This is a genomic window from Aeromonas sp. ASNIH1 (assembly GCF_002934285.1).
In the GTDB taxonomy this organism is placed as follows: Bacteria; Pseudomonadota; Gammaproteobacteria; order Enterobacterales; family Aeromonadaceae; genus Aeromonas; species Aeromonas caviae.
Map to the genome: position 1 here is coordinate 3,365,319 of NZ_CP026228.1, position 14,755 is coordinate 3,380,073.

16 protein-coding genes are annotated in these 14,755 nt (G+C 62.4%); 9 read left to right on the forward strand and 7 right to left on the reverse strand.

Translation table 11 applies throughout. The features are described from left to right. Window positions 1-98 precede the first annotated feature (98 nt). The 4 genes from malE (at window position 99) to C2U37_RS16615 (ending at window position 5,119) form a co-directional block, all read left to right on the forward strand. Window positions 99-1,280 carry a maltose/maltodextrin ABC transporter substrate-binding protein MalE gene (gene malE / locus C2U37_RS16600; protein ID WP_041212786.1) on the forward strand — a complete coding sequence of 394 codons (1,182 nt, stop codon included), beginning with the start codon at window positions 99-101 and terminating at the stop codon, window positions 1,278-1,280. 73 nt (window positions 1,281-1,353) lie between these two features. Further along, entirely contained in the window at window positions 1,354-3,009 is a 1,656-nt protein-coding gene (malF, locus tag C2U37_RS16605; RefSeq protein WP_104452733.1) for a maltose ABC transporter permease MalF, read from the forward strand. A gap of 12 nt (window positions 3,010-3,021) precedes the next feature. Beyond that, window positions 3,022-3,912, forward strand: coding sequence for a maltose ABC transporter permease MalG (gene malG / locus C2U37_RS16610; protein ID WP_010674251.1), 891 nt, complete (start codon window positions 3,022-3,024; stop codon window positions 3,910-3,912). A 70-nt stretch (window positions 3,913-3,982) separates the two neighbouring features. Continuing rightward, window positions 3,983-5,119, forward strand: a complete 1,137-nt coding sequence (locus C2U37_RS16615; RefSeq protein ID WP_010674252.1) for an ABC transporter ATP-binding protein — start codon at window positions 3,983-3,985, stop codon at window positions 5,117-5,119. Between the two features lie 125 nt (window positions 5,120-5,244). Here C2U37_RS16615 and ppk2 read toward each other — a convergent pair whose 3' ends face one another. After that, window positions 5,245-6,075 carry a polyphosphate kinase 2 gene (gene ppk2, locus C2U37_RS16620; RefSeq protein ID WP_104452734.1) on the reverse strand — a complete coding sequence of 277 codons (831 nt, stop codon included), beginning with the start codon at window positions 6,073-6,075 and terminating at the stop codon, window positions 5,245-5,247. A 156-nt stretch (window positions 6,076-6,231) separates the two neighbouring features. On the opposite strand from ppk2, the gene C2U37_RS16625 reads away from it, so the two are divergent. Beyond that, window positions 6,232-7,038, forward strand: coding sequence for an alpha/beta fold hydrolase (locus C2U37_RS16625; RefSeq protein ID WP_104452735.1), 807 nt, complete (start codon window positions 6,232-6,234; stop codon window positions 7,036-7,038). Between the two features lie 66 nt (window positions 7,039-7,104). On the opposite strand, the gene C2U37_RS16630 is transcribed toward C2U37_RS16625, so the two are convergent. From C2U37_RS16630 to C2U37_RS16640, 3 genes are all read right to left on the reverse strand, one after another. Continuing rightward, on the reverse strand, window positions 7,105-7,914 hold the full coding sequence (locus C2U37_RS16630; protein WP_233768411.1) for a MipA/OmpV family protein: 810 nt from the start codon (window positions 7,912-7,914) through the stop codon (window positions 7,105-7,107). A 174-nt stretch (window positions 7,915-8,088) separates the two neighbouring features. Further along, window positions 8,089-9,159 carry an AI-2E family transporter gene (locus C2U37_RS16635; protein ID WP_039038634.1) on the reverse strand — a complete coding sequence of 357 codons (1,071 nt, stop codon included), beginning with the start codon at window positions 9,157-9,159 and terminating at the stop codon, window positions 8,089-8,091. Window positions 9,160-9,181: 22 nt separating this feature from the next. After that, window positions 9,182-9,451: a sulfurtransferase TusA family protein gene (locus C2U37_RS16640; protein WP_104452736.1), complete on the reverse strand. Its 270-nt coding sequence runs from the start codon at window positions 9,449-9,451 to the stop codon at window positions 9,182-9,184. 127 nt (window positions 9,452-9,578) lie between these two features. Between C2U37_RS16640 and C2U37_RS16645 the strand changes: the two genes are divergently transcribed. Further along, window positions 9,579-11,033, forward strand: a complete 1,455-nt coding sequence (locus C2U37_RS16645; RefSeq protein ID WP_233768412.1) for a beta-barrel assembly-enhancing protease — start codon at window positions 9,579-9,581, stop codon at window positions 11,031-11,033. 133 nt (window positions 11,034-11,166) lie between these two features. On the opposite strand, the gene C2U37_RS16650 is transcribed toward C2U37_RS16645, so the two are convergent. Further along, window positions 11,167-11,646 (reverse strand): TlpA family protein disulfide reductase, encoded by a 480-nt coding sequence (locus tag C2U37_RS16650; protein ID WP_104452737.1) that lies wholly within the window; start codon window positions 11,644-11,646, stop codon window positions 11,167-11,169. Between the two features lie 60 nt (window positions 11,647-11,706). Here C2U37_RS16650 and arsC point away from each other — a divergent pair, with 60 nt between their 5' ends. The 3 genes from arsC to C2U37_RS16665 all read left to right on the forward strand — a co-directional run bounded on the left by arsC (window position 11,707) and on the right by C2U37_RS16665 (window position 13,747). Further along, window positions 11,707-12,057 (forward strand): arsenate reductase (glutaredoxin), encoded by a 351-nt coding sequence (arsC, locus tag C2U37_RS16655; protein WP_104452738.1) that lies wholly within the window; start codon window positions 11,707-11,709, stop codon window positions 12,055-12,057. Continuing rightward, a complete protein-coding gene (locus tag C2U37_RS16660) occupies window positions 12,054-12,428 on the forward strand; it encodes a DUF2069 domain-containing protein (RefSeq protein ID WP_010674261.1) in 375 nt (124 codons plus the stop codon). Before arsC ends, C2U37_RS16660 begins: the two co-directional genes overlap by 4 nt. Window positions 12,429-12,676: 248 nt before the next feature. Further along, a complete protein-coding gene (locus C2U37_RS16665; RefSeq protein ID WP_104452739.1) occupies window positions 12,677-13,747 on the forward strand; it encodes a linear amide C-N hydrolase in 1,071 nt (356 codons plus the stop codon). A 39-nt stretch (window positions 13,748-13,786) separates the two neighbouring features. Here the strand turns inward: C2U37_RS16665 and C2U37_RS16670 are convergent, their stop codons facing one another. After that, window positions 13,787-14,398, reverse strand: a complete 612-nt coding sequence (locus C2U37_RS16670) for an acyl carrier protein phosphodiesterase (RefSeq protein WP_042015939.1) — start codon at window positions 14,396-14,398, stop codon at window positions 13,787-13,789. Continuing rightward, the gene (locus C2U37_RS16675; RefSeq protein WP_029314324.1) at window positions 14,395-14,718 is read right to left on the reverse strand and encodes a hypothetical protein; all 324 of its coding nucleotides are present in this window, start codon (window positions 14,716-14,718) and stop codon (window positions 14,395-14,397) included. The genes C2U37_RS16670 and C2U37_RS16675 overlap by 4 nt, the downstream gene beginning before the upstream one ends. Window positions 14,719-14,755 lie beyond the last annotated feature (37 nt).

Consider the following 14,755-nt stretch of genomic DNA (forward strand, 5'->3'; position numbering starts at 1 on the left):
AAAATGCGAGGCGTGTCATGTGAGGCATTGACTGCTTGGGATAATATGCATCTGCACACAATGCTCTTACAGCGCGGAACTAATACAAGGAAAGGCTCATGAAAAAGAAATTGCTGTCATCCCTGATCGGTCTGGCTACCCTGGGCGTGGCCTGCTCTGCCACTGCTGCCATTGATGAAGGTCAGCTGACCATCTGGATCAACGGTGACAAGGGCTACAACGGCCTGGCCGAAGTCGGCAAGAAGTTTGAAGCCGAAACCGGCATCAAGGTCACCGTCGCCCACCCGGATCAGGTTGAAGTCAAATTCCAGCAAGCCGCCGCCACCGGCAACGGCCCGGACATCTTCTTCTGGGCTCACGACCGTTACGGTGAGTGGGTCAAGTCCGGTCTGCTGGTTCCCGTGACCCCGAATACCGCCACCAAGGCCAAGTTCGAGCAATTCGCCTGGGATGCCATGACCGTCGATGGCAAGACCTATGGCTACCCGGTCGCGGTAGAAGCCGTCAGCCTGATTTACAACAAGGATCTGTTGCCCAACCCGCCGAAGACCTTCGAAGAGATCGCCAAGATCGACGAAGACCTGAAGAAAAATGGCAAGCGCGCCATCATGTGGGCCTATGACACCCCCTACTTCAGCTACCCCCTGGTGGCTGCCAACGGTGGTTACGCCTTCAAGAAGACCGCCACCGGCTATGACGTCAAAGACACCGGCGTGAACAACGCAGGTGCCAAGGCCGGCGTCGGCTACATCTCCGAGATGATCAAATCCGGTCACCTGGAGAAGGGCATTGACTACGGTGTGATGGACGCCAAGTTCAACAAGGGCGAAGTGGCCATGATGATCAACGGTCCCTGGGCTTGGAGCAACCTGGACAAGAGCGGCATCAAGTATGGCGTAGCCCAGCTGCCGACCCTGAAAGGCAAGCCCGCCAAGGCCTTCGTTGGCGTACTGGGTGCCACCATCAACGCCGCCAGCCCGAACAAGGATCTGGCCATCGAGTTCCTCGAGAACTACCTGCTGACCGATGCCGGTCTGGCGCCGATGAACGCCGACAAGCCGCTGGGTGCCGTGGCCCTGAAGTCCTTCCAGAAGACCCTGGAAGCCGACCCCAACATCAAGGCCACCATGCTGAACGCCCAGAACGGCGAACCGATGCCGTCCGTGCCCGAGATGAGCCGTTTCTGGTCCTCCTTCGAAACCGCCCTCAAGAACATCACCTCTGGCCGTCAGGGTGTTGACGAAGCCCTGGATACCGCTGCCAAGCGTATCGTCCAGTAAGCATGCACTACCCGGGAGGCCTTCGGGCCTCCCACTCTCTCAATCTCTCTTGGCGCAATAAAGGTTAATTGGCATGGAAGTAGTACCTTCTATCGAATCCTATGCCGGTCCGAAGAAAGACAAGTACGTCTGGCTGAAATGGACCATGGCGGCACTGATCGCAGTGCTTAATGGTTATGCGGCCGTGATGATGTATGCCAGCGGCGAGTGGGTATTTGCCCTGCTCGATCTGGTGGTCGTCTCCGTCGGTCTCTATGTCTTCATGAACAAGAAGACCTATGCCCACCGTTATATTTTCCCCGGTGTGGCAGGCATGGCTGTTTTTATCATCTTCCCTCTTGCCTACACGATCGGCATCGCCTTCACCAACTATTCGGGATCCAACTTGCTCTCCCTTGAGCAGGCACGGGATTACCATCTGAAAAAAACCTACAAGGTGACCGGCGGTGAATTCGATTTCACCCTCCTGGGTGGTGAGAACAATCAGTTTCAGCTGCTGCTGAAACAGGACGACCAATCCTTTATCAGTCAACCCCTTACCTTGCTGAACAACAAGGCGCGTACCCTGGCCGTCCGTGAAGGACGGGTCCGTGACGAGCCCCAGGTTGTTCAGTTGCAACCCCTGGCCGGGGAGGCGACCGACAAGGCGGCACCCATTCGTGCCATCGTCGATCACCGCACCCACCTGAGTGCCCTGGATGTGGTACTGCCCGAAGGCAATATCCATCTGACCCTGAGCAGCCTGCGCAAGTTCGCCGCCCAGAAACAGCTCTATACCCAGCTGGTCGACGGCGCCGTGCTCAAGTCCGGCGTCATGATCAAGGACAGCAACCTGCTGCGTGACAACCAGAGCGGCGAGCTGATGCAGCCCAACGGTGACACCGGCTTCTACCAGTACATCGATGCGGAAGGTCACTTCGTCGGCAAGGGCATTGCCCCCGGTTTCGTGGTGAGCGTGGGTTGGAAAAACTTCATGCGCATCATGACGGACCCGGGTATCCAGAGTCCCTTCATGCAGATCTTCGTCTGGACCGTGATCTTCTCCGCCTGTTCGGTGGCGTTCACCCTGGCGATTGGCATGGTGTTGGCGTGTCTGGTGCAGTGGGAGCAGCTCAGGGGGCGTGGTTTCTACCGGGTCATGCTGATCCTGCCCTATGCGATACCGGCGTTCATCTCCATCCTGGTGTTCAAGGGCTTGTTCAACCAGAACTTCGGTGAAATCAACCTGTTCCTGGAAGCGGCCTTCGGCATCAAGCCGGACTGGTACACCAATCCCTTCCTGGCCAAGGTGATGATCCTCATCGTCAACACCTGGCTCGGTTACCCCTACATGATGATCCTCTGCATGGGCCTGCTCAAGGCGATTCCGGAAGATCTCTACGAGGCGTCTGCCATGGACGGGGCGGGGCCGGTACAGAACTTCTTCAAGATCACCGTACCGCTCTTGATGAAGCCGCTGACACCGCTGTTGATTGCATCCTTTGCCTTCAACTTCAATAACTTCGTACTTATCCAGTTGTTGACGAACGGGGCGCCGGACATCATCGGGGCCACCACGCCGGCCGGGACCACCGACTTGCTGGTGAGCTACACCTACCGGATCGCGTTCCAGGGCTCGGGTGGTCAGGACTACGGTCTGGCCAGTGCCATCGCCACCGCCATCTTCCTCATCGTGGGTGCGCTGGCCTTGCTCAACCTGAAATTGTCCAAAGCCGACAAGCAACTGTAAGGAGGCTTCAACATGGCAATCGTACAACCCAAATCAGTCAAATACCGGGTGTGGGCAACCCACCTGGTGATGTGGGGCTTCCTGGCACTGATCATCTTCCCGCTGATCATGGTCATCGCCATCTCGTTCCGTAACGGCAACTTCTCGGTGGGGGAGATCATCCCCACCAATCCGACCCTGGATCACTGGAAGCTGGCGCTCGGAATGTCCATCACCAACGCCGATGGCAGCATCACGCCGCCGCCGTTCCCGGTGCTGACCTGGTTGTGGAACTCCATCAAGGTGGCGGGCATCACCGCCCTGATGATAGTGGTGCTCTCCACCACCTGTGCCTACGCCTTCGCCCGTCTGCGGTTCCGTGGCAAGTCCACCATCCTGCAGGGCATGCTGATCTTCCAGATGTTCCCGGCGGTGCTGGCACTGGTGGCCATCTACGCGCTCTTCAACAAGATCGGTGACTACATCCCCTGGCTGGGTCTCAACACCCACGGCGGCCTGATCCTGGCCTACATGGGGGGCATTGCCCTGCACGTCTGGACCATCAAGGGCTACTTCGAGACCATCGACTCTTCCCTGGAGGAGGCGGCGGCCATCGATGGCGCTACTCCGTGGCAGGCGTTCCGCCTGATCCTGCTGCCCCTGTCGGTGCCCATTCTGGCGGTGGTGTTCATCCTGGCCTTCATCGGCTCCATCACCGAGGTGCCCATGGCCTCCATCCTGTTGCAGGATGTGAACAATCTGACCCTGGCGGTCGGGGCCCAGCAGTACCTCTATCCGCAGAACTACCTGTGGGGTGACTTCGCCGCAGCCGCCGTGCTGTCAGGCTTCCCCATCACGGTCGTCTTCCTGCTCGCCCAGCGCTGGCTGGTGGGCGGTCTGACCGCAGGCGGCGTGAAAGGTTAACGGTTCATGGCCGGGGGAGCTGGCTCCCCCCGTCATCACGATTTGCAAAGATTCAAGAGCGGAGCTCGACATGGCTGAAGTAGTACTCAACAACGTTCGCAAAAATTACGACCCGGCTGTCCACAAGGACACCCTACGCAGCATCAACCTCGATATCAAGGAAGGGGAGTTCATCGTCTTCGTCGGCCCGTCCGGCTGCGGCAAGTCCACCCTGCTTCGGATGATCGCGGGTCTGGAAGACATCACCAGCGGCGAGCTGACCATCGGCGGGCGCTACATGAACGATGTGCCGCCGGTGGAGCGCAACGTGGGCATGGTGTTCCAGTCCTACGCCCTCTACCCGCACATGAACATCTACGAGAACATGGCTTTTGGCCTCAAGCTCAAGAAGATGGACAAGGAGAACATCCACAAGCGGGTGATGCGCGCCGCCGAGATCCTGGGTCTCGAGCCGCTGCTGGACAGAAAGCCCAAGGCCCTTTCTGGCGGTCAGCGTCAGCGGGTGGCCATCGGCCGCAGCATAGTGCAGCAGCCGCAGGTGTTCCTGTTTGACGAACCCCTGTCGAACCTCGACGCCGCCCTGCGGGTCAAGATGCGCATCGAGATCGCCAAGCTGCACAAGGAGCTCAACTCCACCATCATCTACGTGACCCACGACCAGGTGGAGGCCATGACGCTGGCCAACCGCATCGTGGTGCTGAGCCCGCTCAAGGGCGAGGCGGCCACCAACCTGGAGCAGTTCGGCACCCCCCTCGAGCTCTACCACAACCCGGACAACAAGTTCGTGGCAGGCTTCATCGGCTCTCCCAAGATGAACTTCCTGGCGGGCGAGCTGGTGGAGATCGGCGAGCAGGAGTGCGTGGTCAAGCTCACCTCCGGCGATACCGTGCGTGCCCGGGTGGATGCCCGTCGCGGCGCGGTGGGCGACAAGGTGGAGCTGGGCATTCGCCCCGAGCACCTGGTGCCGCTGGGTCATGCCCATGCCGACAGCCGCGTGAGCGGCGTGGTGCAGGTTGCCGAACACCTGGGGGCCGAGTCCTTCGTCTACATGGACGTGGATGGTCATGACTTCACCGTCAAGGCGAGCTCCGACATCGACGTGGCCACCGGCCAGGAGTACAGCGTCGGCATCCCGGCCGAAGCCTGCTACCTGTTCGATGCCAAAGAGCAGGCGTTCCCGCGCACGGCCAAATATATCCGCGCCTGAGAGGGCGAGAGTGCCAGGTTTTCCTTTCTATACGTTCAATGCCTTTTGCCGGTCGCAAGACCGGCTTTTTATTGCCCGTCATCCGAGGCCCGGGTTCCGGCCAGCGGGCGGCTGGCCGGGGCCCGTCACTGTCCGTGCTTGTCTGACTCGAGGGCGGCGGTGACGTCCGGCACGAAGTGCTGGCTGGTGAGCGGCGGGCGCTCATACCCTTCGGTCTTGATGGGGGGCAGGGTGATAGGTTCGTAGTGGATCGCCTCGTAGGGCACCTTGCCAAGGAGGTGGGAGATGCAGTTGAGGCGGGCGCGGCGCTTGTCGTCGGCGTCCACCACGAACCAGGGGCAATCCTCGGTATCCGTGTAGGTGAACATGTCATCCTTGGCGCGGGAATACTCGACCCAGCGGGAGCGGGATTGCAGATCCATGGGGCTGAATTTCCAGCGCTTGATGGGGGTGTTGATGCGCTCCTTGAAGCGTTTCTCCTGCTCTTCGTCGCTGACCGAGAACCAGTATTTGATGAGGGTGATGCCGGAGCGGATCAACATCCGCTCGAATTCGGGGCAGGCACGCAGGAATTCGCGATACTCGTCGTCGCTGCAAAAGCCCATCACCCGTTCGACCCCGGCCCGGTTGTACCAGGAGCGGTCAAACAGCACCATCTCGCCCGCCGAGGGCAGGTGCGCCACGTAGCGTTGGAAGTACCACTGGGTGCGCTCCCGATCCGAGGGGGCGGGCAGGGCGGTGACCCGGCAGACCCGGGGGTTGAGGGGTTCGGTGATCGCCTTGATGACGCCCCCCTTGCCCGCGGCGTCGCGCCCCTCGAACAGCACCACCACTTTGAGCCCCTCCTGCTTGACCCACTCCTGCAACTTGACCAGCTCCTCCTGCAGGTGGGTGAGGTGATGTTCGTAGGTCTTCTTGTCCAGACGCGGGCGTTTCTTGCTCTTTTCCTTGGCCATCATCCTCTCCTTGGTGACTCCTCGTTGTGAGTCTCTCCAGCTTGCACCAGGCGGGCACCCCTGCCAAGGGTGGCGTGTTACACTGCCGCCTCATCAGCCGCTGGCAACAGAAAAACAGGAAAGCCAGTTTCATCGCCGCTGGCAACAGGAGAAAACATGAAGCAGTTTATGGAGATAGCGGGCCGCCGCATGGCCTATCTGGACGAGGGGCAGGGTCCGGCACTGCTCTTTGGCCACAGCTACCTGTGGGACAGTGCCATGTGGGCACCGCAAATCGAGGCCCTCAAGGGGCAGTATCGCTGCATCGTGCCCGAGCTCTGGGGTCACGGGGATTCCGATGTGCTGCCCGAGGGGCCCTGCACCCTGGCGGCCCTGGCCCGGGATCACCTGGCGCTGCTCGATGCCCTCGGCATCGACGAGTGCGTGCTGGTGGGGCTCTCCATCGGTGGCATGTGGGGCGTGGAGCTGGCGCGCATGGCACCTGCTCGCCTCAAGGGAGTGGTGCTGATGGACAGCTTCGTCGGCCTTGAACCCCAGAGCACCTGCGAGCGCTATCTCGACATGCTGGCGATGATCGAACAGGTCGGCGCCGTGCCTGCGCCCATCGCCGATCAGGTGGCGCCGCTCTTCTTCGCCCATCAACCGGACGCGGCCCTGATGGCCGGTTTCAAGGCACGGCTGGCCCAATGGCCCGCCGACAAGGTGGCGAGCCTGGTGGCGGTGGGGCGCAGCTTCGTGACCCGGGAGGATCGCATCGACTGGCTCGAAGAGATGAGGCTGCCCGCACTGGTCATGACGGGGTGCGAGGACAAGGCTCGCCCTGTGCTGGAGGGGTATCTGATGGCCGAGGTGCTGGGGTGCCCGTTCAGGGAGATCCCGGGGGCCGGTCACATCTCGACCCTGGAGAATCCCGTGTTTATCAACCGGGCGCTGTCGGCATTTCTCGCCGAAGTGGCAGGGTGACGCTGCGCCGGATAGCCGTAAAAAAGGAGCCATGGGCTCCTTTTTTGTTGCCCAGTCCGGATGGGGCTACCAGATGTAGCCCACCCCGAAGCCTGCATAGAGTTCTCCCTGATGCTGGACGATGGGGCTGTCGGCGATGTCGTCGTCGTAGCGTTCGTAGTTGATGCCAAAGCCGCCAATCCAGTTGGCGCTGAAGCGATAGCTGCCGATGAGGGAGACCATGGGGGAGAGGGTGGTGCCCGTGTTCCACGCCGGCCTGTCCGCCCTCGCTTCGTCTTGAGAGACACCGCCGAAGTAGTAGTTGGCGAGGTTGTGGCTGCGCAGCATGACGCCGGCTCCCGGCATCAGCAGCAGGGGGCCGCGGATGATGGGGAAGTTGGCCCACAGCATCAGCTCCTGACCGTCGCTGGTGCCGGTCACATCCGTGGTGGCCCGCACGCTCCAGAGGGCGTAGGGAGTGATGAGATCGGCCCCAACACCGGCCTCGAACTGCCCCTTGCGCTTCTCCATGCCATGGAGGAAGGGATCGTCGTCCGGGTCCAGGTTGCCAAAGCGCATCCGGCCGAAGGCATAGGTCGAGAGGTTGCCATCCCGGCTGAGGTAGTAGCGGGCCCGATCCCCCAGATACATCAGGTTGTCACCAAAATAGAGGGCCCCCGGGATGGGCATCAGGGTGTCGTCCTGGTGCTGGTAACGGGCCTGACCGCCGATGACGGCCCCGCCCAGCACCAACCCCTTGGGAATGGGGCTGTCGGGGCTGTCGCTGGAGAAGGTGCTGAGGGCCCCGATGTCGAGGTCTGCCCGGACGGGTGAGCAGAGCAGCAGTGCCAGAAAGGCACCCAGAGAGGCATGGCGCAGGGCAGGGAGTGGGGGCATGACAGATCCTTGTCGGTGGGTAGGCAGTGGTAACGAATCAGACCAGCGTAGCAAGTCAGACGGATGTCGGCTTTCAATTAAACCCGACAAGGCAAGCATGAGCCAGCGTCACGGAGGTGCTGCTGGTGGCCGGTATCTGGAAGGGGCGAGACCCGGCCTCGCCCCTTGCCAGGGTCAGGGGGCGGGGCGGGGGAGATCTTCCCGCTTGGGCCAGGCGTTGAGCACCGCTTTGACCAGTGTGGCGAGGGGAATGGCGAAGAAGACGCCCCAAAAGCCCCACAGACCGCCAAACACCAGCACGGCGATGATGATGGCTACCGGGTGCAGGTTGACCGCCTCGGAGAAGAGCAGGGGGACCAGCAGGTTGCCGTCGAGGGCCTGGATCACGAGATAGGCCACCATCAGCCAGGCGAAGTCGGGGGTCAGCCCCCACTGGAACAGGGCCACCATGGCCACCGGCACGGTCACCGCGGCGGCGCCAATATAGGGGATGAGCACGGAGAAGCCCACCGCGACCGCCAGCAGGGCGGAGTAGCGCAATCCCATCAGGGCGAAGGGCACATAGGTGGCGATGCCGACGATGACGATCTCGATCACCTTGCCGCGGATGTAGTTGATGATCTGGTCGTTCATCTCCACCCAGACCCGGTTCACCAGGGTGCGGTTGCGGGGCAGGAAGCGGCGCAGGCCCCCCATCAGCACCTGTTTGTCCTTGAGCATGAAGAAGACCATCAGGGGCACCAGGATGGCGTAGATGAGGATGGCCACCACGTTGATGAGGGAGCTCAAAGAGGCACTCACCAGTTGTTCACCGCCGGTCAGGATGCGCTGGCGAATGTTGTCGATGATGGTCTCCACCAGGCTGACGTCGATGATCTCGGGGTATTTTTCCGGCAGGGTGCGGACATAGTCCTGGGCATGGGCCAGCATGGCGGGCGCCTCCTTGGCCAGGTTGACCCCCTGGCTCACCAGCGTCGGGATGAGGCCCAGCAGCATCAGGGTCGTCACCGTGATGAACAGCAGCAGGACCAGGCTGGTGGCGACGGTGCGAGAAAGGCCGCCCCGTTGCAGGCGACTCACCGGCCACTCCAGCAGATAGGCCATCACCAGGGCCACCAGCAGCGGTGCCAGCAGATCCCCAAACAGCCAGAGCACGGCAAAGCAGAAGACCAGCAGCAGGAAGAGGGTGACGGCATCGGGGTCGGAAAAACGGGTCTGATACCAGCGCTTCAATACATCTAACATCGAGGCTTCCTTGAATGGCGGCTCACGGGGTGGGTGGCATGGGCTCGGGGGCGAGCAGGGCGTCCCGGGTGGGACGGGCAACGACGAGCAGCAGGGAGAGGCGGGCAGCTGACTCTTCCCGGGTCTGGACATGGTGACCCTGACGGCGCAGATAGGCGGGAATGTCCTGCCGGGAGCCTGCATCCCCGAGCTGGATGCACACGGATTGACCGGGCCGGGCCTGGCGCAACCAGAGCTTGAGCCGGATGAGGGGCTCGGGACAACGCCAGGGGGTCAGGTCGAGCTGTTCCATGAGAACTCCATCTCGTGCGTGGCGGTCATTATGGCCGTGATGAGAGGATGAAACAACGCTTGTGGGCCTTGAATGGCAAGGGTATTCTGCCGATGCCCGCTGGGGTCTGATTGGAGATAGAGATAACGTGGCACGTTTTTCCCCCCTGATAGCATCGCTTCCCCTGTTGGTCACCCTGATGGGGGCGACCTTCCACGCCCAGGGGAGCAACCAGTTGCCCGACATCGGTACCGCCGGGGTCGCCGCACTGCCCATCGAGCAGGAGGTGCGCTACGGCAACGCCTTCATGCGTTTTGCCCGGGCGGGCCTGCCCATCATCGATGACCCCGTGCTCAACGAATACATCGACGATCTGGGCCAGCGGCTGCTGACCAATGCCGACGGGGTGCGCTTCCCGTTCACCTTCTTCCTCATCAATGATTCCAGCATCAACGCGGCGGCCTTCCTCGGTGGCCGGGTCAAGGTGCACACCGGCCTCTTCCTCTACGCCGAGAGCGAGAGCGAGCTGGCCTCGGTACTGGCCCACGAAATCACCCACGTGACCCAGCGTCACATCGCCCGTTACATGGAGGCACAGGCGAGCAGCTCCGCCATGACCCTGGCCGGCCTGGTGGGCTCCATTGCACTCGCGGTGATCAACCCCACCGCCGGCATCGCGGCCTTGCAGACCACGCTTGGTTTGTCGATGCAGTCGGCCATCAACTACACCCGGGACAACGAATACGAGGCGGATCGCATCGGCATGAAGACGCTGTATGACGCCGGGTTCGATCCCATGGGCATGGCCAACTTCTTCCAGAAGCTGGCGGCGGAGTACCGCTATGCCAGCAAGCCGCCGGAGATGCTGCTGACTCACCCCCTGCCGGAGACCCGGATCAGCGAAGCCCGTGCCCGGGCCGGGAGCTATGGCGCGCGCGCCCTGCCGCCGAGCCTGGACTTCTGGCTGGCCAAGGTACGCATCCAGGTGCGCTATGGCACCGAGACGCCCCAGGCGCTGCTCACCTACTTCGACAGCCGCCTGCAGAAGGGGGATTACCCCCTCAAGGATGCCGCCATCTATGGCAAGGCGCTGGCCCTGTTGCAGCTCAAGCGCACCGACGAGGCCGATACCCTGATGCAGGAGCTGGCGACCCGTCACCCGGAGGATCTCTTCGTGGTGGATGCCCTGACCGACATCGATCTCGCCAAGGGGCGCAGCGCCCAGGCCATCGCCAGACTGGAGCGCTTCCGCACCCGGATGCCGGACAACGAGGTGGTGGTGGTGAACCTCGGCAACGCCTATCTGGAGGGGGGCAACTACAAGAAGTCCATCGCCATCCTGGACCCTTATGCCCGAGAGCACGACGAGAACAGCCTGGCCTGGAGCCTGCTGTCGGACGCCTACCGCAAGGCGGGCAGAATGACGGACCTGCACATGGCACGGGCGGAGACCCTTTCCCTGCGCGGGGACTACCAGGCGGCCATCGACGAACTGATCGTGGCGCGGGGCACCACCAGTGACAAGCTGACCCTGGCCCGCATCGAGGCGCGCATCACCCAGCTGGAGCGGGCCAAGAAGGATCTGGACAGCCTCAAGGGCTGAGTCCGGAGCGGGTTGATGGCAGGCGGGGTGCTCCTTTGGGGGCACCCCGCCTTGTTTTGCAGGCTAAAATAGGGCCTTTCATCGGTTTCAACGCATCTTGATGATGAAGAAATGAGAGTGATGGATGGCTCTGCTATGGGGCGCTCGCCACGCGGCGTTTTATCTCGGCGAGCTTCTGTTCGTCCAGCTCCCCCACCAGGGTCTCCAGCAGCGTGCCCCTGGCATCGAGCAGATAGCTGGTGGGCAGCGCCCCGGGCCTTGGGAACGGGAGGCGGGCGTCGTCATCCGGGATCATCAGGGGAACCCTGATGGCGTGGCGCCGTGCCAGCTCGGTCAGTTCGGCGGGGGAGGCGGGGTCATAGTTGATGGCGATCACCCGGATCCGCCCTTCCTGGTGCAATGTTGCCAGCAGGGGCATCTCCCGCAGGCAGGGGGCGCACCAGGGGGCGAAGTAGTTGACCAGCAGCGGCTTGCCACCGAGATCCGCGAGGCTGACCTTCTTTCCCGCGCCGTCGGTGAAGTCGGGTGCCGGGCTGCAGGCCCCCAGCAGGGTTGCCACAATCAGCCAACAGATCCGTTTCATTTCCATAGCCTTCCCGCTTACCCTGACCATCCGTTTCCCCTACAATAGCGCCATTTCTTGTCCCATCTTGCGATTAATCAGGGAGTTATCATGAGCGAGACCCAAATCTACCACAATCCGCGCTGCTCCAAGAGCCGTGAAACCCTGGCCTTGCTGGAACAGCATGGGGTCGCCCCCGAGGTGGTGCTCTATCTGGAGCAGGCACCGAGCGAGGCACAGATCCGCACCCTCCTGAGTCAGCTTGGCTTCACGGATCCCCGGCAGCTGATGCGCACCAAGGAGGATCTCTACAAGGAGCTGGGGCTCGGCGAGGTGAGCGGCGATGACCTCATTCGTGCCATGCACCAGCACCCCAAGCTCATCGAGCGCCCCATCGTCATCAGAAACGGGCAGGCCCGCATCGGTCGTCCGCCCGAGCAGGTGCTGGAGATCCTCAAGTGAGCACCCGCTTCGCTCGCCTGCTGACCCTGGCCGGTTTTTTCGGCCTGCTGGCCTGGGTGCTGCTCTGGCACCTCTGGCTCTCGCCCCACCCCGACCTCAATCCCTGGCTGTTGCCGGTGATCTGGACGGTGCCGCTGCTCTTCCCCCTCAAGGGCATAGTGCAGGGCAATCCCTACACCCACGCCTGGGGCAACTTCGTGCTGATGCCCTACTTCCTGCACGCCCTGACCCTGATCACCACGGATGAGGGGGAGCGGTGGTTGGCGGTGGTGGAGCTGGTGCTCACCACCCTGGCGTTTGTGGGCACCATCTATTATGCCCGCCTGCGCGGCCGCGAGCTGGGGCTGAGTATCCGCAAGAAGGAAGGCTGAGCCCCTCCCTGTCCGCCTGCTGGCGGGCAGGGTATGTGTCTGAAACCGACGCAAGCCAGCGAATGGCATCTTGCCGTATCGCCCCGAAGTGGCTTGCTTATCTCTTTGATTAATTTATGGATATTGATCGCTGATTGGCAGGGAAGCGCCTCTGTTGACAGATCTGCCACCTGGCTTGCCAGCCTCAGTCAGCCCCTGTTATGCAAAAAGGGGTATGCTTGTGTTTTCACCAGACTCGAGTGATCCATATGACAATCCTGCGTTCCCCCCTGTTGCACAAGACCCTGCTGGCCCTGACCGTCTCCCTCTCCGTCAGCTCCCTCGCCGATGCCTGTACCCGCGCCGTCTATCAGGGGGAGGGAGCGCTGGTGGTGACCGGTCGCACCATGGACTGGCGCAGCGCCATGCCGACCAATCTCTGGGCGCTGCCCCGTGGCATCGCGCGGGAAGGGGAGGCCGGCGCGCACTCCATGACGTGGACGTCACGCTACGGCTCCGTGGTGGCGGCAGGCTTCGATGCAGGCACCGCCGACGGCATGAACGAGAAGGGGCTGGTGGCCAACCTGCTCTATCTGACCGAGTCCGAGTATGTGACCCCGAGCGACAAGGATCCGCGCAAGACTCTCTCCATCTCGCTCTGGGCCCAGTACGCGCTGGACAACTTCGCCACCGTGGCCGAGGCGGTCGAGGCCCTGTCGAAGGACGAGTTCTATGTGGTGACCACCCTGACCCCGGATGGCAAGCCGGGCCAGCTGCACCTCTCCCTCTCCGATGCGAGCGGCGATTCCGCTATCTTCCAGTACGTGGGGGGCAAGCTGCAGATCTACCACGACCGCAGCTATCAGGTGATGACCAACTCGCCGACCTTTGACAAGCAACTGGCTCTCAACGACTACTGGGAGGAGATTGGCGGTCTCACCATGCTGCCCGGCACCAACCGCTCGGCGGACCGTTTTGCCCGCGCCTCCTTCTACATCAAGACCCTGCCAAAGACCGACCAGGCCAACGAGGCGGTGGCCGGGGTGATGAGCGTGATGCGCAACGTCTCGGTACCCATGGGGATCAGCACCCCGGATCAGCCCAACATCTCCACCACCCTGTGGCGCAGCGTGGCGGATCAGCAGCATCGCCGCTATTTCTTCGAGCTGACCCATCTGCCCAACACCTTCTGGGTGAGCATGGACAAGCTGGATCTCGCCGCGGGGGCCCCGGTGCGCAAGTTGCCCCTGACCGAGCAGCAGCTCTATGCGGGGGAGACGGCGGAGAAATTCGTCCCGGCCAAGGCGTTTCGCTTCCTGCCGGCCAGCCCCAAGGCCTGAGCGTTCCCCCGATGACAACGCCCCGCTCGGGGCGTTTTTTTATGGCGGGGATGAGGTGGCAGTGCGATGGGCGGCGATCTGCGCCTCGCAAAAGCGCATCAGCTCCGGGTAGAAGTGCAGGAAGGCGTGCTCGGCCTCGGTCCAGCGAGCCTGATCCAGGGCGTGGAGCGCCTCCCCGAGCGGCACGGGGCGGCGCAGCCGACGACCGATGCCGTTGAGGGCCGCCCCCACCCCTTCCCGGTACTGGTAGGAGGCCAGCCAGTCCTGCTCGGCCATGCGCCGCAGGGCCATCGGCAGGCCCTGTGGCAGGCTGTGATGATCCAGGAGAAGTTGACCATAGCTCTGCGCCAGAAAGTGGGGCAGGGGGGCTGCGCTGAACCTCTGCCAGTGCTGGCTGAGCCAGTGATCGTAGAGCATGTCCACCACAATGCCGCCGAAGCGGCGCCAGGGGGGGGCGAAGCTCGCCACGGCGGCCCGATGGGCCGGGTGGGCATCGGTGAAGGCGTCTATCTTGCGGTGCAGCCAGATCCCCTCGTCGAAGTGGTCAGCCAGACCCGTCGGCAGCGGGCCCTTGATGAAGTCCCCCAGCAGGTTGCCGGTGAGGGAGCTGCCGGTATGGGCCGCCAGATGGAGATGGGCGAGAAAATTCATGGGATGGGGCTCGCGTGCCTGGGCGTGAACGGGTGATCCGAGCCTAACGAATCGTGGCCGGATTGACCATGGGCAGGATGTTTCATCCCCAAGTCCCCTTGCCGGGCAAATTTGAGGCGTGGTAAGGTGCTTGCCATCTTTGTCACAGGACGCGACAAATCACCATGATGCGCAAAGCCAGAGGCTTTTTTCTGGCCTTCTACTTCAAGCCTTTCTATCTCTCCGAGTGGTTCGACGAATAGGTCGAGGCCCCGGAGCAGTTCATTGACGCCCATGGCGGCGTAATCCCGCTCATCTGCAATTTGCCGTTTGTTGGCCATCGCTTGCCTCTGCCTGCGATGCCTTGACCGCGCCTGT